Raw genomic sequence first — 16,039 nt, 5'->3', positions numbered from 1 at the left:
AGGGCTCAGAACACGTCCGGGCACCACGGCCGCCGCCCCGTACGGAACACCGCGTCCGCCGTCGTCGCCGCACCCGCCCGCAGCTCCTCGGCCCGGCCCAGGTCCACCAGCCGCCGCACGGACTCGTCGCCCAGATACAGCGTGGACAACTCCGCCACCCCCAGGGCCAGATCGGCGCTCCGCGTGGTCGGGGTGCAGCGCGCACCGGAGGGCGAGGCGTCCAGCAGGAAGCGGCCCCCGGCCAGCCCCGCGTCGTCCCGGACGTCCAGGACGAGCGACGCCTCGCTGCCGTACGTCCGGGCCTCCAGGGCGCGCGGCACGTCCAGCATCCGCAGCCACAGCCAGTCCACGTTCGTGATCATCCGGGCCGCGCGCGGGTCGGGGAGCAGCAGCGGGAGCAGGTCGTCGGGGGCGCGGTGGCCGGAGCGGACCGTGCTGATCCAGTCGATCGAGCAGACGTAGTGCCACAGGGCCCGCTCGGCCGCCGGGTTCAGCGCGATCATGTCCCGTACGGAGGCGGTGTTCAGCGGCTGCCCGGCGTCGCCCCACTTGTCGTCCGCGCCGTACACCATCAGGCCGTCGACCGTGCCGTCGGCGGCGCGGTGCACCACGTAGAAGGGCTCGGTCCACTTCTCGTGGTCCGGGCGGGGCGCGATCCCCGTGCGCTGCCGCCACCAGCGCTCACTGCGGGTGACGATGCCGGGCTGCCGGGCCGCCAGCGCCCCATGCACCTCGGGGCCGGCCTTGCGGACGTCGGCGCCGTCCACCATCTCGACGCGCCCGCCGCCCGCCGGCTGCCCGGAGCGGCGCGGGTCGAGGCCCGCCCGGTGCACGGAGACCTCCCACTCGGCGGTCCAGGCGGCGGGGCCGAAGCCGTACCGCCCGTAGATCGGGTACTCGGCGGCGATCAGCGAGGCGACCGGCTCGCCGCGCTCCTTGGCCGCCGCCAGGTCCGTCGCCATCATCCGGCTGAGCAGTCCGCGCCGGCGGTGCGTGGGTGTCACCGTCACCCCGCTGATCGCGTCGGCCCGCACGGTGGCCCCGCCCACGACGGTCAGCTCCTGGGCGAACGAACGGAACGTCGCCACGCAGCGCCCGGCCTCGAACGTGCCCTGCACACGGGAGAGATCGGCGTCGGCGGACCGGTCCGCGACCAGCTCCTCGCTCGGTGTGCCCGGCGTCAGGAATCCGGTCCCCACCGCCCTCATCCAGTCAGGGATCTCGGACGCGGTGACGGTACGGACATCGAGGCTCATCCCCCCACGCTAGGCACGCACATCTCAGAATGTCGCGCGAATTTCGCCGACCTCCGCCGCCCCGCCGAGCAGCGGCGCGCGTCCGATCCGGGCGACCACCGGGGCGTCCACACCCAGCAGTTCCAGGGCGCGGGCCAGCACCGGGCCGAGCGCCCGGACGGACCCGTCGTCGATCTTGAAGGCGAGGGCCCGGCCGTCGGCCAGGGCCACCGCCTGGACCGCCTCGGCGCCCATCTTGGAGAGCGTCCCGGGCACCTCGCTCATCAGCCAGGTGTCCGGACGCCGGGTGCCGGCGACGTACTCCGGATGGGCGCGCATCGCGTCCGCGACCCGGCGCTCCGCGCTCCCGGGCTCCGCCAGCACGAAGGACCGGAAGGCGCGGGCCAGGCCGGTCAGCCCGATCGCCATCAGCGGGGCCCCGCAGCCGTCCGTGCCGAGCGCCGCGACGGGCTCGCCCGCCGCCTCGGCGACGACCCGGCCGACGAGCTGCTGGAGCGGGTGGGCGGGGTCGAGGTAGGTCGCGGTGTCCCAGCCGTTGCGGACGCAGACGGCGAGCATGGCCGCGTGCTTGCCGGAGCAGTTCATCGTGAGCCGCTCGCGGACGTTCCCGGCGGCGAGGTAGGTCTCCGCCTCCACCGGGTCCAGCGGCAGGTCCGGCGGGGTCCGGAGGTCGGCGGTGCTCAGTCCGTGCTCGGCGAGCATCTTCCGTACGAGGTCGAGGTGGAACGGCTCCCCGGAGTGGCTCGCGGCGGCGAGCGCCAGCCGTTCGCCCGACAGGTCGAGGCCGGCCCGCAGGATCGCGGCGGCCTGCATCGGCTTGTTGGAGGACCGGGGGAAGACCGGCGCCGCCGGATCGCCGATCGCGCGCTCCACGCTGCCGTCGGCGGCCAGCAGGACCAGCGACCCCCGGTGGTGACCCTCCGTGAACCCGGAGCGCACGACCTCGGCCAGGACGGGCGGGGCGGGAATCGGTGCGGGGAGCGGAGAGGGGGATATGGCGGACGGGGCGTCGATGGACGTCATGGTGGCCTTCCGGGGACGGGGGTGCGGGACCCGCGCCCGGAAGGATCGCTTCAGGCGAGCAGGTCGTCCACTTGTGCTTCCCCGTCACGGTACCTGCGGGCGATTTCCGCGCTGCAATCGTCGGCGGTTCGCTGGAGCTCGTGACGGCGGCGGGAGACCTGCTGTTCGTAGCGGACGAGCCGCCCCATCGCCGTGTGCAGCTCCTCGTCCGTCCGGGCGTCCAGATCGGACAGTTCGACCTCGGCGAGGGTCTCGGCGGCGAGCTGCCGGAACTCGTCTCCGCGCGGCGTCCGCAGCGTGACGTGCCGGGCGGAGGAGCGGTGCCGGGACGGGGTGTCGGCCAGGATCTCCGAGAGCCGGCTCACCACCGCCGCGTCCTCCACCGGCGCCTCCGGGTCCCGGCGGCGGGCCAGTTCGGCGCGCAGGATGTCGATCCGGCCCTGCACCAGCCGGCGTACGTAACCGATATCGGCCTCGTCGCGCTGGGCGTCCCGGCGCAGCGTCCGCAGCTCCGGCAGCCGCAGCCCGCCGAAGCCCGCGTCGCCGCCCGCCTGTCCGGGCACGGTGACGGATCCGGACGCGGAGCCGGACACGGGGCCCGACGCGGGGCCGGACACAGGTGCGGACACGGGTCCCTGGGCGGGCGGCGGCAGGGGTACGGGACCCTGCCCTGGCAGACTGCGCTGTACGGGTGACCGCAGGGTGCTGGTGCGGTGACGTGCGCCCGGTACGGCACCGGGAGATTGTCCGGCTCCATAGGTACTCATGCTGTTCCGTCCCCTCGACCGTTGCGTCGGCACACCGACATCGTGCATCGTGCCACTCCCCACCGTGCCGATGCAGGTGCTCTGTACCCGTTCAGCCCAAGATAGGTTGGTCTGTATGCGTGCAGTGGTACAGAGAGTGGACGGCGCGAGCGTCTCCGTCGCCGGTGCGACGGAAGACCCCTCGGCCCCCGGAGTCGTCGGGGAGATCGTCGGCGAGGGCCTGTGTGTGCTGGTCGGGGTCACCCATGACGACACCCCGGAGAAGGCGGCGCAGCTGGCCCGCAAGCTCTGGTCGGTGCGCATCCTGGAGGGCGAGAAGTCCTGTTCGGACGTGGATGCACCCCTCCTGGTGATTTCTCAGTTCACTCTCTACGGGGACGCCCGCAAGGGCCGCCGGCCCACCTGGAACGCCGCCGCGCCGGGCGAGGTCGCCGAGCCGCTGGTGGACGAGGTCGTGGCGCGGCTGCGGGCGCTGGGGGCACAGGTGGAGACGGGCCGGTTCGGAGCGGACATGAGGGTCTCGCTCACGAATCACGGCCCGTTCACGGTGATCATCGACGTGTAGCCGTACGCGGCGAAGGCGTGTAGCCGTACGCCGCGAGAGGCGTAGCCGTAGGCCCCCGGAACGGGGTTCCTACGGCTCGACGACCGTCTCCTGGGCGGCCGCCGTGTCCCCGGCGATCAGCTCCGCGTCGACGGCCACGTTCCGCTTGACCAGGGCCAGGGCGATCGGGCCCAGCTCGTGGTGGCGGGCCGAGGTGGTGATGAAGCCGAGCTGGCGGCCCTCCTGGCCGTCGGCGGCCAGCCGCACCGGCGTCCCGTGTCCGGGCAGGTGCACCTCGCTGCCGTCCAGGTGCAGGAAGACGAGCCGGCGCGGCGGCTTCCCCAGGTTGTGGACGCGGGCCACGGTCTCCTGGCCCCGGTAGCAGCCCTTCTGGAGGTGGACGGCGGTGCCGATCCAGCCCAGCTCGTGCGGGATGGTGCGGTGGTCGGTCTCGAAGCCGACGCGCGGCCGGTGCCCCTCGACGCGCAGCGCCTCGTACGCCAGGATTCCGGCGACGGGCCCGTTGGCGGCGGCGTACGCCTCCAGGTCCGGGCGCGGCAGGAACAGGTCCCGGCCCTGCGGGGTCTCCCGTACGGCCACCCCGTCGGGGACCTCCGCGATGGAGCCGGCCGGGAGGTGGACGACCCCGATGTCCCCGGTGCGGTCGGCGACCTCGACCCGGTAGAAGAACTTCATCGACTCCAAGTAGGCGATCAGGTCGTCCTGGGTGTCCGGTTCGACGTGCATCCACACCGTCGTACCGTCGTCCACCAGATACATCGCGTGCTCGATGTGCCCGTTGGCGGAGAGGATGAGTGCCTCGGTGGCCTGATGCGGGGCGAGGTCGCTGACGTGCTGGGTGAGCAGCAGGTGCAGCCAGGCCAGCCGGTCGCCGCCGGTGACGGCGACGACCCCCCGGTGGGAGAGGTCGACGAGGCCGTTGCCGTCGGCGAGGGCGCGTTGCTCGCGGAACAGGTCGCCATAGTGCGCGGCGACACCTTCGTCGCGGCCTTCGGCGGGAACGGCGCCGGGCAGGGACAGCAGGGGGCTCTTCATGCGCCCAGCCTACGACTTGGCGGGCGCGTCCTTCGCTGGCGTGTTCCCACCGGGGCCGGCGGCACCGCCCCCGGCCCCGTCGGCGGCCCCGGTAGCGGCCCCTGCGGCGGTCCCTGTAGCGGTCCCCGTAACAGCCCCTGCGGCGGTGCAGTCCGCGCAGCGGCCGAAGATCGCGAAGTGCTTCATGTCCGTCTCGAAGCCGAAATCGGCGCGCAGCCTCTCGGTGAACTCGGCGACGACGGAGAGATCGGCCTCGATGACGTCGGCGCAGTCCCGGCAGACGAGGTGGATGTGGTGGTGCCGGTCGGCCAGGTGGTACGTCGGGGCGCCGTGCCCCAGATGGGCGTGGCTGACCAGACCGAGCTCCTCCAGGAGCTCCAGGGTCCGGTACACCGTGGAGATGTTCACGCCGGAGGCGGTCCTGCGCACCTCGCACAGGATGTCGTCCGGCGTCGCGTGCTCCAGGGCGTCGACCGCCTCCAGGACGAGCTGGCGCTGGGGCGTCAGCCGGTAGCCGCGCTGCCGAAGATCGGTCTTCCAGTCGGTGCTCACCACAGGCCCAGTGTAGAGCGGGGTGAGCACCTGCCGGTGGTGCTCGTCCGGGACGGGCTCCTACTTGAAGAACGCGATGCCGTCGTCCGGCATGTCTTCGAGGTTCCGCGCCATCTCGGCGACCTCTTCCGGGGTGACGACCTTCTTCAGGTGCGCCGACATGTACGGGCGCAGCTCGACCTCGGGGGTGGCCTTCTCGCCGACCCACATGAGGTCGCTCTTGACGTACCCGTAGAGCCGCTTGCCGCCGCTGTACGGGCCGGAGGCCGCCGTACGGGCCACCGCGTCGGTGACCAGGTCGATCTGCGGCTTCTGGTCGGCCAGCTCGCCGTACCAGATCTCGATGACGCCCTGGTCGCGGGCCATGACGACCTCGACCTTGCGGTCCTTGTCGATGCGCCAGTAGCCGGACTCCGTCTCCAGCGGCCGGACCTGCTTGCCCTCTTCGTCCAGGACCCAGGTGCGGGAGACGTACTCCAGGAAGTCACGGCCGTCGTGGCTGAAGGTGACTTCCTGGCCGAAGTTGCACTTCTCGGCGCCGGGGAAGTCGGACACGCCCGCGCCCGCCCAGTTGCCGAGGAGGAAGGCCAGCGGGACGAGGTCCGGGTGGAGGTCGGACGGAATCTCGATCATGAGCGGCTCAGACGATCTGTGAGGGAGGGACGGAACGGTCCGGGTGCGGACCGGGTGCGACGAGGGTCAGCGCTGGCCCTGGTACAGCTTCTTCACGGTGAGCGCGGCGAAGGCGGTGACGCCCACGCAGACCAGGATCAGCAGGGCGGAGAAGAATGCCTCAAGCACAGGGGGCTCCTCGTGACGAGCGGATGGCGGCAGTACAGGGCCGGGTCCCCAGCCTAATGGGTGGGGACCCGGCCTTCGCGTCCAGGTGTCGGCCGGGCGCCGCCGCCGGGGGTCTCAGGCGAGCAGCTGGTTCTGCAGGATCAGCGTCTGCTGGAAGGGGACGTGGTCCGTCTCCCGCTTCCCGGCGCGCTCGTGCACGACGAGGGCGACCGTGTCCCCCGCCAGGGTGTACGCCTGCCGGACGTGCTCGGCCCCGAAGGGCGCCTGCTCGGCGAAGACGAACGAGGAGAGGTTCTCGATGTCGTTGGCCGAACCCCAGCTGTCGTCGATCTCCATGGTGTCCGTACGGTCCAGCGGCGTACCGGCCGAAGCGCCGACGTTCAGGTCGTCGAGCATGCGGCTCGCGAACGCCGTCGAGTTGAACCGCACCAGGTAGATCCGGGACACCGTGCCGTCCGGCATGGTCCAGCCGCGGGCCGCGATGTGACGCGGAGCGGCGTCGGCGATGAGCTGGGACACCTGCTTCCGGTTCTGCGGCCGGTAGGCGTCGAGGAACGTCTCCGTGGAGATCCAGCCGCCGGTCAGCTTCTTGTCCGGCACGGCTCCGGCGGGGGCCGGCAGCAGCAGGTCGCGCAGGTCGGCGTGGTGGATCTCGGCCGGGTTGCCGGGGCCGAACGGCCGGGGCGAACCCGCCGGGAGCGCGGGCAGGGACAGCTCCGGGTAGTCCCAGCGGCCGTCGCCCTCGGTGGCGAGCCCGGGGACGTCGGTCCGCTCCAGGGAGGCGATCCCGTACGCCGTACCGGTACCGAGCACCCCGAACGCCAGCGCGGCGGCCGTCCACCGTGCCACGGCGCGCAGGACCCGCCGGGGCGGCTTCGGCGGCGCGGCGGCCTCACCGGGCGGCACGGGCGGGGCCGCGGGCGGAAACTCGGGCGTGGCCTCGGGCATGGCCTCGGGCATGGCCTCGGGCGTGGCCTCGGGCATGGCGGGAGTCGCCACCGCCTCGGGATTCGCCGTCTGCTCGCTCATATGTACTCCCCCGGGGACACGATGTGGTCGAGCTGGTCCTTCACCAGGTCCCCGACGTCGGACGGGCTGAACGGCTTGCTGCCGTTGGCTTCGACGGTCACCGAGACCTCGCCGTCGTAGGCGACGCAGCTGACGCCGTCGAGGGTCTTCTTGTCGCCCTTGGGCAGCCGGTAGCAGGTGACGTTCTTGTGGCCGTCGACCGACGGGCCCTTGCGGAAGTCGTCGAAGGAGTCCAGCAGCTTCTTGCGGTCCAGGTACGTATCGCGCACGGCCCGCTTGTCCCGCATCTTCACGACCTGGACGTTCACGACGAGGTCGTTCGCGTCCGAGGTGTACGAGCGCTGCGCGATGCCCTGGATACGGAGCTTCTCGACGAACTTGTTCAGCTCGCGGCGGTCCTTGCCCGCCAGTCCGCGCCCCATCTCCTTCATCGCCGCGGTGGCCTTCGCTCCGCTGGTCTCGTTGTCGTTGCCGAGTTCGCCGATGTCCGGGCCGAGCCGGTACCCCTTGGGGACCGGCAGCAGAAGCTTGGTCAGCTCGGTGTCGTGGCGGCCCTGGAACGGCGCGCCCGCCGTGTCCTTGCCGGAGGGGGCGTGGTCCTTGTCCCAGATGGTCGTCGTGACCTTCCGGTCGGCGGTGTCCACCGTGGCGTTGACGTATCCGGCCGCGCCGCCGATCGCCGCGAGCACCAGACCGACGGGCAGCGCGGTCAGCACCACCCGGCGCACCCTGCGCACCCGGCCGGAAGCGGGCGTGGGGACGGCGGGCGTCGGGACGGCGGGCGCGGCCGGCTCGGTCACGGGATGCGTGTCGTCGTCGTTCACAGCCGCTCCAGCTGTCGTTCGGCCAGCGTCCGGATGTCCTTCTTGCTGATCGGGACGGTGTCGAAGATGTTGATGTCGAACATGATGTCTCCGCGCACGGCCAGGGCCCTGGCCTGGTAGGACGGGAGGAATCCCGCCTCCCGCTCGACCGGGTAGAGGAAGTAACGGCCCTCCCGGCTGCCCTTGATCGCGTCCCCCGAGCTGCCCGAGCCCTCCTTGTCCCACGGCATGCACATCATCTGGTCGTCGAATTGCTCCGCCGCGCCGAGCCTGTCGCCGGACCGGTACTGGACCAGCTGGACAAAGGTCTCCCGGTACTCCCCCTGCCTCCACGAGGCCGAGGCGACCCGGCGCAGTCCCGCATCGGCCAGCGACTGGAACATGAAGTGCGGCTCTTCGTAGTAGTTCTCGGCGTACTGGCCGATCGTCTCCCAGCCGTCGCCGGAGCCCAGAACGTCGGTGAGCGTCTTCTTCGCGCCCTTGGGCCGGTCGATGAGCAGCTTGCGCAGGTCGCCGTCCGTCCTGACCTGACGGTCCTGGGCGGCGGGCAGCGGGGCCGGGGCCCGGTCGGCGGCCAACGGCTTCGCCGGGTAGCCGAGGCCGGGCTGCGACAGGGCGGCCAGCGGCGTCGGCGCCCGCTCCGCCTGGACGCCGTAGCCGACGGCGGCCCCGCCCGAGATCCCGAGCAGCGCCGCCGCCGTGATGATCAGCGTCGTACGGCCGCGCGGCCGGCGGCGTACGGGCGCACCGGACGCGGCGGGCGGGGCGAGCGGCTCGGCCGGCGGGGCCGACACGGGTGCGGGCCCCGCCGGCGTGGGTGCGGACCCTTCCGGCGCGGCAGGAATGGTGTCGTTCGGTTCCAAAAGGGATCCCCCAAGAGACCTGAAGCGCAGGTTCCCTTACCTGCGCGCACAAGTGACCCCCAGGTCAGCAAGGAGGTTGCCCTCCGGACGATTACAGTTCGGCATATGCCGAAGAAGCTTGTGATCAAGGTGACCGCCGGACCCGAGGCCGCCGAGCGCTGCTCGCAGGCCTTCACCGTGGCGGCCGTGGGCGTCGCCAGCGGTGTCGAGGTCTCGCTCTGGCTGACCGGGGAGTCCTCGTGGTTCGCGCTGCCGGGCCGGGCCGCCGAGTTCGAACTGCCGCACGCCGCCCCGCTGCCCGACCTGCTGGACTCGATCCTGGCGGGCGGCCGGATCACCCTGTGCACCCAGTGCGCGGCCCGGCGCGACATCACCGAGAAGGACGTGCTGGAGGGTGTACGCATCGCGGGCGCGCAGGTCTTCGTGCAGGAGGCCATGGCGGACGGCGCCCAGGCGCTCGTCTACTGATCCGGCCGGGGCCCCGCCGCTTCAGCGGATTCTTTCGAGGAACCCTGGGGCTTCAGCCCTGGGAGGAATCGCATCTCGGGGTTGCGGCGCGGAGCATCGCGGTGTCGTGACCGGTGGAGCCAGTGAACAGGTTCGGCGCGCAGCGTCGGGCTGCTTGTCCTGGCGGGGCCGGGCACGGCTCCCTGGCTCAGTCGAGGCGCTTCTGATTCTCGATGTACTCCTTGATGACCTTGAGGGGCGCTCCTCCGGCGGACGCGGCGAAGTAGGAGGGTGACCAGAAATGGTCGCCCCAGAGGTACTTGCGGATGTGGGTGGGGAACTCCTGGCGCAGGCGGCGGGCGGAGACGCCCTTGAGGGAACCGACCAGTCGAGACAGGGCCACCTTGGGTGGGTAGTGGATGAGGAGATGGACGTGGTCGGTTTCGCCGTTGAACTCGGTCAGTTCAGCGCCGAAGTCTGCACAGACGTCCCGCATGACCTCCTCGCAGCGGACGAGGATCTCGTCGGTGAAAGGTCCGCGCCGGCACTTCGGGGTGAAGACCAAATGCGCGTGGAGGGTGTGGACAACTGTTCTGCCCCTCCTCAGATCGGGGTTTGGTTCCCATCGAGGTGACATGGACTGATTGTAGGAGTGTTAGCCTCGCCGTCATGAAGCTGGTGGTGCGGGTCAAGCTGCTGCCGACGCCCGTACAGGCGGCCGCACTTGAGGCGACCCTGCACGCCTGCAACGAGGCCGCGACCTGGGCCGCCCGGGTCGCCTTCGAGAAGGGCGCACGCCGCCCGCTGGGCCTGCGCAAGCACACCTACACCGAGATCAGGGAGCGGTGGGATCTTGGCGCGCAGGCCGCTCAGCACGCGATCAAGAAGGCGTGTGACGCCTACACCACCTTGAAGGCCAACCTCCGTGGCGGGCGGTACGGGCGGCCCGGTACCAAGCGCCACACCCGTGCCTCGGGCAAGCCGGTGGTCTTCCGGCCGGAGGCGGCCCAGCCGTACGACGACCGGATGCTGTCCTGGCAGCACCAGATCCGTACCGTGTCGATCTGGACCACGGCGGGCCGGCTGAAGGGCGTGGCGTTCACCGGGCAGGCCGAACAGTTGGCCGTGCTGGCCGGGCGCCGTCAGGGGGAGTCCGACCTGGTCCTCCAGGGCGGGAAGTGGTTCCTGATCGCGACCTGTGAGATCCCGGAGAAGACCCTGAATGTTCACCCGGTGGGCCTCGTCGGGGTCGACCTGGGGATCGTGAACATCGCGGCCACCTCCGACGGCGAGCGCTACTCCGGGCGTCGGATCAACCGGAAGCGCGAAAACGACCGGGCGCTGCGGTCCAAGCTGCAGAAGAAGGGCACGAAGTCCGCGAAGCGGCGGGCGAAGAAGTACGCGGGCAGGGAAGCCCGCCGCAACAAGGACATTAACCACAAGATCAGCAAGCGGATCGTGGCGGAGGCAGGGGGGCACCTCCCTGCTCGAACGGAGTTGAGAGCTTGGGGGAGCACCGGACGTGGGATCGCCCTGGAAGAACTGACGGGCATCCGAATGGGGTCTCCCCTGCTCGAACGCAGTTGAGAGCTTGGGGAAGGGCACGGCTGAGAAAGCCCCAACGCACCACGCTCCACTCCTGGCCCTTCGCCCAGCTCGGCTCCTTCATCGCCTACAAGGCGAAGAAGGCCGGAGTGCCGGTGATCCACGTCGATGCGGCGTACACCAGCCAGGAATGCTCCCAGTGCCACCACACCGCACGCTCCAACCGGCCCTCCCAGGCCCGCTTCGCGTGCAAGGTCTGCGGCTTCGTTGAGCACGCGGACCACAATTCGTCCCACAACATCGCCCGAAGAGGGTGGATGGCGTGGGTTCGCGGGGCCCGGTCAACGGCCCCAGCCCTCACGCTCATCGCGTGAGAGCCGGACGCAGCCAGGACCCATCACAGCCAGTGATGACCCGAGCCGCAAACCCGGTCGTTCACGACCGTGTAGTTGACTAGCGCTTCTTGCCGTCCAGCTCGTCCCACCACTCGTCGGACTTCGGGTCCCCGCTGGGGTCGTCCCACCAACGGTCCTCCGGGCCACGCAGGTTGGCGACCATCGCGGCGATCGGCGGGATCACCATGGCGACCCCGCACATGCCGATGGCGACCGGCATGGACCACAGGCGCACCACGGCCCAGGCGGACACGAAGAGCGCCACGCATCCGCCCATCATGAGCAAATAGTTCCGCCTTCGTCGGGCGTACATGCTTCCAGCGTAGGACTCCGGGCGCCGGACGGCACGAAGGGCCGCACCCCGCGTCAGGTGGCGTCCAACCCCCTGGGGTGCGGCCCTCCGGCCGTTCTGTGTGCCGTGGGTCAGACGGCGATGGCGACCTCGGAGAGACCGCCGGTCTGCGCGACGACCGTGCGGTCGGCGCTGCCGCCCGGAACCAGGGCACGGAGCGTCCAGGTGCCCTCGGCCGCGTAGAAGCGGAACTGTCCGGTCGCCGAGGTCGGGACCTCGGCGGTGAACTCGCCGGTCGAGTCCAGCAGCCGTACGTAACCGGTGACGGGCTCGCCGTCGCGGGTCACGCTGCCCTGGATGGTGGTCTCACCGGGCTTGATCGTCGAAGCGTCGGGGCCACCGGCCTGTGCTCCACACATGGTTCTGTCCTTCTGGTCGGTTCGTGCGGGTCGGTCGGGTCGGTCGGGTCGGTCGGGTCGGTCGGGCAGGACTGCCGGGTCGGGCAGGACTGCCGAGGGGCGCTACTTGTTGGCGCCGAGCTCGATCGGCACGCCGACGAGGGAGCCGTACTCGGTCCAGGAACCGTCGTAGTTCTTGACGTTCTCCTGGCCGAGCAGCTCGTGGAGCACGAACCAGGTGAGCGCGGAGCGCTCACCGATGCGGCAGTAGGCGATGGTGTCCTTCGCAAGGTCGACCTGCTCGGCCTCGTAGAGGGCCTTGAGCTCGTCGTCCGACTTGAAGGTGCCGTCGTCGTTGGCGTTCTTCGACCACGGGATGTTGCGGGCGCTCGGCACGTGGCCGGGGCGCTGCGACTGCTCCTGCGGGAGGTGGGCCGGGGCGAGCAGCTTGCCGCTGAACTCGTCGGGGGAGCGCACGTCGACCAGGTTCTGGCTGCCGATGGCCTTGACGACGTCGTCGCGGTAGGCGCGGATCGACTCGTCCTGCGGCTTGGCCGTGTACTGGGTGGCCGGACGCTTCGGGACGACGTCGGTCAGGTCGCGGGAGTCGAGTTCCCACTTCTTGCGGCCGCCGTCGAGGAGCTTCACGTTCTCGTGGCCGTACAGCTTGAAGTACCAGTAGGCGTAGGAGGCGAACCAGTTGTTGTTGCCGCCGTAGAGGACGACCAGCGTGTCGTTGCCGATGCCCTTCTCGCTGAGCAGCTTCTCGAAGCCGGCCTGGTCGACGAAGTCGCGGCGGACCGGGTCCTGGAGGTCCTTGGTCCAGTCGATCCGGATCGCGTTCGTGATGTGGTTCTTCTCGTACGCCGAGGTGTCCTCGTCCACCTCGACGATGGCGACCTGCGGGTCCTCGATGTGGGCCTCGACCCAGTCGGCGTCTACCAGGACGTCGCTGCGGCTCATGTTGTTCTCCTCCGGGGCAGTCTGCGGCGGTGTGGTGCGAGATGCGGAGTTCGCTGGGTGCGGGTGTACACGCGGAGGCACGGAACGCGGCGCGTACGGGGCACGGCACCGGCCCTGACGACGGTCGAAGGGCCGGGGGGAAAAACGGGGCGGTGTGAACGCCCCGCTCAGAAGGTGCGACAGAGCATGGCGGCGACGCGGCACAGGTCTACTGCCCGCCGCTTCGTGAGGTCCGCCTGTCGCTTCATGGGTCCGATCGTAGGGAGGTACGGACGGAGATGTCACCGTCGTGTCGCATGATGAGACACGATCATCCGTGATATGAGACGAGAGGGGGGTGAGCGGGCCCCGGATCGCCTGCCGGACTCCCCCGGGCCTTCCCCTCATCTGCGGACCGGACACGGGTGTCTCACCATCCGGATCGGCCGGTCGAACGAGGCCCGCTCAGCGCGTCGCGGAACCGGTCTGCCCGCCAGGAGTCGGTCAGCCGGTCAGGGGTCGGCCGGAGGTCGCAGGAGTCGGTCAGCCGGTCAGAGGTCGGTCTGAGGTCGGTGCAGGAGTCGGTCAGCCCGTCAGCGAGACGTCCGCGCCGGTCACCGATATCTCCAGGCCCTTCTCGGTCACCTTGACCTCCCGGAGCTCCAGGCCCTTGGGCAGCCCGTCGACGTCTCCCTCGAAGTCGGTCTTCTTGCGGACCAGTTCCTCGACGCCGGGGATCCCCTCGCCCGGCACCTCGTCCGCGCGCACCTTGATCGTGTGACCGTCGGCGCGGGTCACGGTGGACAGCACGCTGCGCGAGATCGGGCGGCCGAGGACCTCGACCGTGCCGGTGACCTTCGCCTTGCCGTTGCCGCCGTACTCCACGACGACGCCGTCGCTGGCCGCCGCCGTCAGGTCCTCGTAGCCGACGAGCGCGGTGCCGGTGGCGCGGGCGGCCGTGGCGCTCCGGTAGCCGGCGCCGAGCTTCACGTCGTGCAGTTCGGCCCGGACCTCGCTGAACCGAATCGCCCGGCCGCCGGCGCTGGTCCTCATGCCGGTGAGCTTGACGTCGACCCGGTCGAGCTGCGAACCGGCGAGCTGGGTGAGGAAGGGGAAACCCTTGATCGAGATCTCCGTCGTGGCGGAGCCGCCCCCGCTGATCGTGACCCGGTCCTCTGCCTCGGACTCGGCGAAGTAGACGGCCGCGCGGTCGACGGCGATGAAGAGGCCGCCGAGCACCACCACCAGGACCAGCAGTATTCGCAGTGCGCGCATGTGTCGTTTCCCCACCCTGAGCCGATCGGTCCCCCTGGCGCCCGTGAGCCTACTGCCGCAGAAATGGACGCCCTGGATGATCGACGAGTGACGGCCCCCCATCGGTTCCCGAGGGGCCGTCAGCAGCCGTAGCCGTACGACAGCCGGGCGCACGACGGCCGGTGGCGCGGCACCGGCGGTACGGTGGCCGGTGGTGCGGTCAGAGGATCGCGCGGCCGACCAGGTAGACGGCCGGGGCCGCCACGGTCAGCGGCAGCGCCACTCCGGCGGTCATGTGCACGAACCGGGACGGATAGTCGTAGCTCGCCACCCGCAGCCCTACGATCGCGCACCCGCCCGCCGCGAGACCGAGCAGCGCGCCCTTCGCGCCGAAGTCGGTCAGGCCGCCGGCCGCGACGCCCGCACCCGCGCCCGCGAGCAGGGCCACCGCGACGGAGGCCGCGCCGGGCAGCGGGAGGGCACGGGCGAGCACGGCCGCCGCGACGGCCACCCCGCCGACCACCACCGCGTCCGGGACCGCCGCGAGGTGTCCGGCGGCGAGTACCGCGAGGGACGCGGAGACGACGGTGGCCATCAGCCCGGTCAGCCGCTCGTCGGCGCCCGCGTGGCTGCGGAGCTGGAGGACCACGGTGAGCAGCACCCAGACGCCCAGGGTGCCCAGCAGCGCGGCGGGACCGTGCTCCCGGCCCGCCGCGAGCAGGACCACATCGGCGACGAGCCCCCCGGCGAAGGCGAGCGCGATGCCCTGGCGGGCGGGCCACATGCCGTTCAGCCGGAACCATCCGGCGGCCGTCACCGCCTGGAGGAGCACCACCGGGACGAGCAGGGCGTACGGCCCGATCGCCGCGCCCGCCGCGAGCATCAGACCGAGTACGGCGGTGAGCGCCGCGGGCTGCATCCCCGGCGCGATGATCGGCGAGCGCCCCTCGGCGCGGGCCCGCTGGGCGTCGGTGATCCGGGCGTTGCCGAGGGTCGTGGGCGCGCTGTAGCCCGTGTCCCCGGGCCCCGGCTGCCCGGTCGCCGGCTCGGAGGCGGGGGCAGGTGCGGCCGATGTGACGGGGGCCGCAGGCGTGGCCGGGACCTCGGGAGGCAGCGGGAAAGAGCCCGAGACGCCCTGGGGCGGCAGAAAAGCGGTGTCATCCGCCGCGGGCCGGTACGGCTGCTGCCCCAGGTGCTGGTGCTGGTCCTGGTGCCGGAGCTCTTGATACTGCGGCTGGTGCTGGTGCTGCGGTTCCTGATGCTGCTGCTGGTGCCGGAGCTCTTGATACTGCTGCTGCGGCTGCGGCTCCTGGTACTGCGGCTGCCCCAGGTGCTGGTGCTGAAGTTCCTGATGCTGCGGCTGGTGCTGAAGTTCCTGATGCTGCGGCTGGTACGGAGGGTGTGGCTGTGGCGTCCCGTACGCGCCGGACTGCTGCTGTCCGTACGGATCCGGCTGCTGCGTCCCGTACGGATCCGGCTGCTGCGGCTGTCCGTAGCCCTGCCCCAGCCCGTACCCCTGCCCCTGCCCCCGCGCCCCGTGCGGGTCCCCGTCCGGGGTGATCGTCGGCTGGTACTGCGTGTCCCAGGTCGGGGCCTGCCACGTCTGTGTCGCGCCCTGGTCGAAGGCGGCCGGCTCCTGGGGTGCGGCGTGCTGCCCGGCCGTCCCGTCGGGCCAGTGCGGCGACGAAGGCCGCTGCGGCTGCTGCCGCTCGGGGTCGTACGGATTCGGGTACTGCTGATCGCTGCTGCTCATGGCCTGCGGTTCACCCTCCTGCGAACGGCGGGAGCACCTCGACCGTGCCGCCCTCGGCAAGGCGTACGGTCTCATGCTCGCGGGTCCCCACGGGGTTCCCGTCGACGAGGAACGAGCACCGCCGGAGCACCTGGCTCAGTTCGCCGGGGTGCCGTCCGCGCACCGCGTCGAGCGCCTCGGCGAGGGTCGCCGCCGCGTACGGTTCCTCCGCGGTGCCCGCGGCTGCCTTGGCCGCAGCCCAGTAGCGGATCGTCCCCGCTGCCATGGCGCCACTCCTTCGGTCGGTTCGTCGGACGCC

21 protein-coding genes are annotated in these 16,039 nt (G+C 71.3%); 4 read left to right on the top strand and 17 right to left on the bottom strand.

What is annotated here, in order from left to right:
- Nucleotides 1-5 precede the first annotated feature (5 nt).
- From ACGF2Y_RS29020 to ACGF2Y_RS29010, 3 genes are read right to left on the bottom strand one after another with little or no spacing between them, the layout of a single operon-like run.
- Complete coding sequence (locus ACGF2Y_RS29020) at nucleotides 6-1,256, bottom strand: GNAT family N-acetyltransferase (protein ID WP_392953399.1); 1,251 nt, start codon at nucleotides 1,254-1,256, stop codon at nucleotides 6-8.
- A 24-nt stretch (nucleotides 1,257-1,280) separates the two neighbouring features.
- On the bottom strand, nucleotides 1,281-2,279 hold the full coding sequence (locus tag ACGF2Y_RS29015; protein ID WP_392953396.1) for an asparaginase: 999 nt from the start codon (nucleotides 2,277-2,279) through the stop codon (nucleotides 1,281-1,283).
- A 50-nt stretch (nucleotides 2,280-2,329) separates the two neighbouring features.
- Entirely contained in the window at nucleotides 2,330-3,046 is a 717-nt protein-coding gene (locus ACGF2Y_RS29010) for an ABC transporter substrate-binding protein (protein WP_392953393.1), read from the bottom strand.
- Between the two features lie 115 nt (nucleotides 3,047-3,161).
- Between ACGF2Y_RS29010 and dtd the strand changes: the two genes are divergently transcribed.
- A complete protein-coding gene (dtd, locus tag ACGF2Y_RS29005; protein ID WP_392953390.1) occupies nucleotides 3,162-3,611 on the top strand; it encodes a D-aminoacyl-tRNA deacylase in 450 nt (149 codons plus the stop codon).
- A gap of 69 nt (nucleotides 3,612-3,680) precedes the next feature.
- Here the strand turns inward: dtd and ACGF2Y_RS29000 are convergent, their stop codons facing one another.
- The 6 genes from ACGF2Y_RS29000 to ACGF2Y_RS28975 form a co-directional block, all read right to left on the bottom strand.
- The gene (locus ACGF2Y_RS29000) at nucleotides 3,681-4,646 is read right to left on the bottom strand and encodes a YgfZ/GcvT domain-containing protein (RefSeq protein ID WP_392953387.1); all 966 of its coding nucleotides are present in this window, start codon (nucleotides 4,644-4,646) and stop codon (nucleotides 3,681-3,683) included.
- Nucleotides 4,647-4,655: 9 nt separating this feature from the next.
- Nucleotides 4,656-5,201, bottom strand: a complete 546-nt coding sequence (locus ACGF2Y_RS28995; RefSeq protein WP_392953385.1) for a Fur family transcriptional regulator — start codon at nucleotides 5,199-5,201, stop codon at nucleotides 4,656-4,658.
- A 57-nt stretch (nucleotides 5,202-5,258) separates the two neighbouring features.
- Entirely contained in the window at nucleotides 5,259-5,831 is a 573-nt protein-coding gene (locus ACGF2Y_RS28990) for an FABP family protein (protein ID WP_392953383.1), read from the bottom strand.
- A 282-nt stretch (nucleotides 5,832-6,113) separates the two neighbouring features.
- Nucleotides 6,114-7,028: a hypothetical protein gene (locus ACGF2Y_RS28985; protein WP_392953380.1), complete on the bottom strand. Its 915-nt coding sequence runs from the start codon at nucleotides 7,026-7,028 to the stop codon at nucleotides 6,114-6,116.
- Nucleotides 7,025-7,852, bottom strand: a complete 828-nt coding sequence (locus tag ACGF2Y_RS28980) for a hypothetical protein (RefSeq protein WP_392953377.1) — start codon at nucleotides 7,850-7,852, stop codon at nucleotides 7,025-7,027. Before ACGF2Y_RS28980 ends, ACGF2Y_RS28985 begins: the two co-directional genes overlap by 4 nt.
- On the bottom strand, nucleotides 7,849-8,646 hold the full coding sequence (locus ACGF2Y_RS28975; RefSeq protein ID WP_392953375.1) for a hypothetical protein: 798 nt from the start codon (nucleotides 8,644-8,646) through the stop codon (nucleotides 7,849-7,851). Before ACGF2Y_RS28975 ends, ACGF2Y_RS28980 begins: the two co-directional genes overlap by 4 nt.
- A 174-nt stretch (nucleotides 8,647-8,820) precedes the next feature.
- Here ACGF2Y_RS28975 and ACGF2Y_RS28970 point away from each other — a divergent pair, with 174 nt between their 5' ends.
- Nucleotides 8,821-9,183, top strand: a complete 363-nt coding sequence (locus ACGF2Y_RS28970; protein WP_047177393.1) for a DsrE family protein — start codon at nucleotides 8,821-8,823, stop codon at nucleotides 9,181-9,183.
- Nucleotides 9,184-9,370: 187 nt separating this feature from the next.
- Here ACGF2Y_RS28970 and tnpA read toward each other — a convergent pair whose 3' ends face one another.
- Nucleotides 9,371-9,799: an IS200/IS605 family transposase gene (tnpA, locus tag ACGF2Y_RS28965; protein ID WP_392953371.1), complete on the bottom strand. Its 429-nt coding sequence runs from the start codon at nucleotides 9,797-9,799 to the stop codon at nucleotides 9,371-9,373.
- A gap of 32 nt (nucleotides 9,800-9,831) precedes the next feature.
- Between tnpA and ACGF2Y_RS28960 the strand changes: the two genes are divergently transcribed.
- Nucleotides 9,832-10,749 (top strand): transposase, encoded by a 918-nt coding sequence (locus ACGF2Y_RS28960; protein ID WP_392953369.1) that lies wholly within the window; start codon nucleotides 9,832-9,834, stop codon nucleotides 10,747-10,749.
- Nucleotides 10,746-11,081, top strand: a complete 336-nt coding sequence (locus ACGF2Y_RS28955) for a zinc ribbon domain-containing protein (protein ID WP_392953366.1) — start codon at nucleotides 10,746-10,748, stop codon at nucleotides 11,079-11,081. Before ACGF2Y_RS28960 ends, ACGF2Y_RS28955 begins: the two co-directional genes overlap by 4 nt.
- A 79-nt stretch (nucleotides 11,082-11,160) precedes the next feature.
- On the opposite strand, the gene ACGF2Y_RS28950 is transcribed toward ACGF2Y_RS28955, so the two are convergent.
- From ACGF2Y_RS28950 to ACGF2Y_RS28920, 7 genes are all read right to left on the bottom strand, one after another.
- A complete protein-coding gene (locus ACGF2Y_RS28950) occupies nucleotides 11,161-11,415 on the bottom strand; it encodes a DUF3099 domain-containing protein (RefSeq protein WP_392953364.1) in 255 nt (84 codons plus the stop codon).
- Nucleotides 11,416-11,525: 110 nt separating this feature from the next.
- Nucleotides 11,526-11,813 (bottom strand): DUF1416 domain-containing protein, encoded by a 288-nt coding sequence (locus ACGF2Y_RS28945; RefSeq protein ID WP_003968135.1) that lies wholly within the window; start codon nucleotides 11,811-11,813, stop codon nucleotides 11,526-11,528.
- A gap of 102 nt (nucleotides 11,814-11,915) precedes the next feature.
- The gene (locus ACGF2Y_RS28940; protein WP_392953361.1) at nucleotides 11,916-12,755 is read right to left on the bottom strand and encodes a sulfurtransferase; all 840 of its coding nucleotides are present in this window, start codon (nucleotides 12,753-12,755) and stop codon (nucleotides 11,916-11,918) included.
- Between the two features lie 167 nt (nucleotides 12,756-12,922).
- Complete coding sequence (locus tag ACGF2Y_RS28935) at nucleotides 12,923-13,003, bottom strand: putative leader peptide (RefSeq protein WP_350310325.1); 81 nt, start codon at nucleotides 13,001-13,003, stop codon at nucleotides 12,923-12,925.
- Nucleotides 13,004-13,319: 316 nt separating this feature from the next.
- On the bottom strand, nucleotides 13,320-14,009 hold the full coding sequence (locus ACGF2Y_RS28930; RefSeq protein WP_392953358.1) for a DUF2993 domain-containing protein: 690 nt from the start codon (nucleotides 14,007-14,009) through the stop codon (nucleotides 13,320-13,322).
- Nucleotides 14,010-14,208: 199 nt separating this feature from the next.
- Nucleotides 14,209-15,741: a hypothetical protein gene (locus ACGF2Y_RS28925; protein WP_392953355.1), complete on the bottom strand. Its 1,533-nt coding sequence runs from the start codon at nucleotides 15,739-15,741 to the stop codon at nucleotides 14,209-14,211.
- A 10-nt stretch (nucleotides 15,742-15,751) separates the two neighbouring features.
- The gene (locus ACGF2Y_RS28920) at nucleotides 15,752-16,006 is read right to left on the bottom strand and encodes a MoaD/ThiS family protein (RefSeq protein WP_392953352.1); all 255 of its coding nucleotides are present in this window, start codon (nucleotides 16,004-16,006) and stop codon (nucleotides 15,752-15,754) included.
- Nucleotides 16,007-16,039 lie beyond the last annotated feature (33 nt).

This window comes from Streptomyces sp. NPDC048142 (assembly GCF_043202835.1).
In the GTDB taxonomy this organism is placed as follows: domain Bacteria; phylum Actinomycetota; class Actinomycetes; order Streptomycetales; family Streptomycetaceae; genus Streptomyces.
Note: the sequence above shows the minus strand (reverse complement) of the source record. Positions and strands in the feature narration are given on the sequence as shown.

Excerpts from the sequence above, each read along its gene's own strand:
- ACGF2Y_RS29020 (WP_392953399.1), bottom strand. The coding sequence starts at position 1,256 with ATGAGCCTCGATGTCCGTACCGTCACCGCGTCCGAGATCCCTGACTGG.
- ACGF2Y_RS29015 (WP_392953396.1), bottom strand. The coding sequence starts at position 2,279 with ATGACGTCCATCGACGCCCCGTCCGCCATATCCCCCTCTCCGCTCCCC.
- ACGF2Y_RS29010 (WP_392953393.1), bottom strand. The coding sequence starts at position 3,046 with ATGAGTACCTATGGAGCCGGACAATCTCCCGGTGCCGTACCGGGCGCA.
- dtd (WP_392953390.1), top strand. The coding sequence starts at position 3,162 with ATGCGTGCAGTGGTACAGAGAGTGGACGGCGCGAGCGTCTCCGTCGCC.
- ACGF2Y_RS29000 (WP_392953387.1), bottom strand. The coding sequence starts at position 4,646 with ATGAAGAGCCCCCTGCTGTCCCTGCCCGGCGCCGTTCCCGCCGAAGGC.
- ACGF2Y_RS28990 (WP_392953383.1), bottom strand. The coding sequence starts at position 5,831 with ATGATCGAGATTCCGTCCGACCTCCACCCGGACCTCGTCCCGCTGGCC.
- ACGF2Y_RS28985 (WP_392953380.1), bottom strand. The coding sequence starts at position 7,028 with ATGAGCGAGCAGACGGCGAATCCCGAGGCGGTGGCGACTCCCGCCATG.
- ACGF2Y_RS28970 (WP_047177393.1), top strand. The coding sequence starts at position 8,821 with ATGCCGAAGAAGCTTGTGATCAAGGTGACCGCCGGACCCGAGGCCGCC.
- tnpA (WP_392953371.1), bottom strand. The coding sequence starts at position 9,799 with ATGTCACCTCGATGGGAACCAAACCCCGATCTGAGGAGGGGCAGAACA.
- ACGF2Y_RS28960 (WP_392953369.1), top strand. The coding sequence starts at position 9,832 with ATGAAGCTGGTGGTGCGGGTCAAGCTGCTGCCGACGCCCGTACAGGCG.
- ACGF2Y_RS28950 (WP_392953364.1), bottom strand. The coding sequence starts at position 11,415 with ATGTACGCCCGACGAAGGCGGAACTATTTGCTCATGATGGGCGGATGC.
- ACGF2Y_RS28945 (WP_003968135.1), bottom strand. The coding sequence starts at position 11,813 with ATGTGTGGAGCACAGGCCGGTGGCCCCGACGCTTCGACGATCAAGCCC.
- ACGF2Y_RS28940 (WP_392953361.1), bottom strand. The coding sequence starts at position 12,755 with ATGAGCCGCAGCGACGTCCTGGTAGACGCCGACTGGGTCGAGGCCCAC.
- ACGF2Y_RS28935 (WP_350310325.1), bottom strand. The coding sequence starts at position 13,003 with ATGAAGCGACAGGCGGACCTCACGAAGCGGCGGGCAGTAGACCTGTGC.
- ACGF2Y_RS28930 (WP_392953358.1), bottom strand. The coding sequence starts at position 14,009 with ATGCGCGCACTGCGAATACTGCTGGTCCTGGTGGTGGTGCTCGGCGGC.
- ACGF2Y_RS28925 (WP_392953355.1), bottom strand. The coding sequence starts at position 15,741 with ATGAGCAGCAGCGATCAGCAGTACCCGAATCCGTACGACCCCGAGCGG.
- ACGF2Y_RS28920 (WP_392953352.1), bottom strand. The coding sequence starts at position 16,006 with ATGGCAGCGGGGACGATCCGCTACTGGGCTGCGGCCAAGGCAGCCGCG.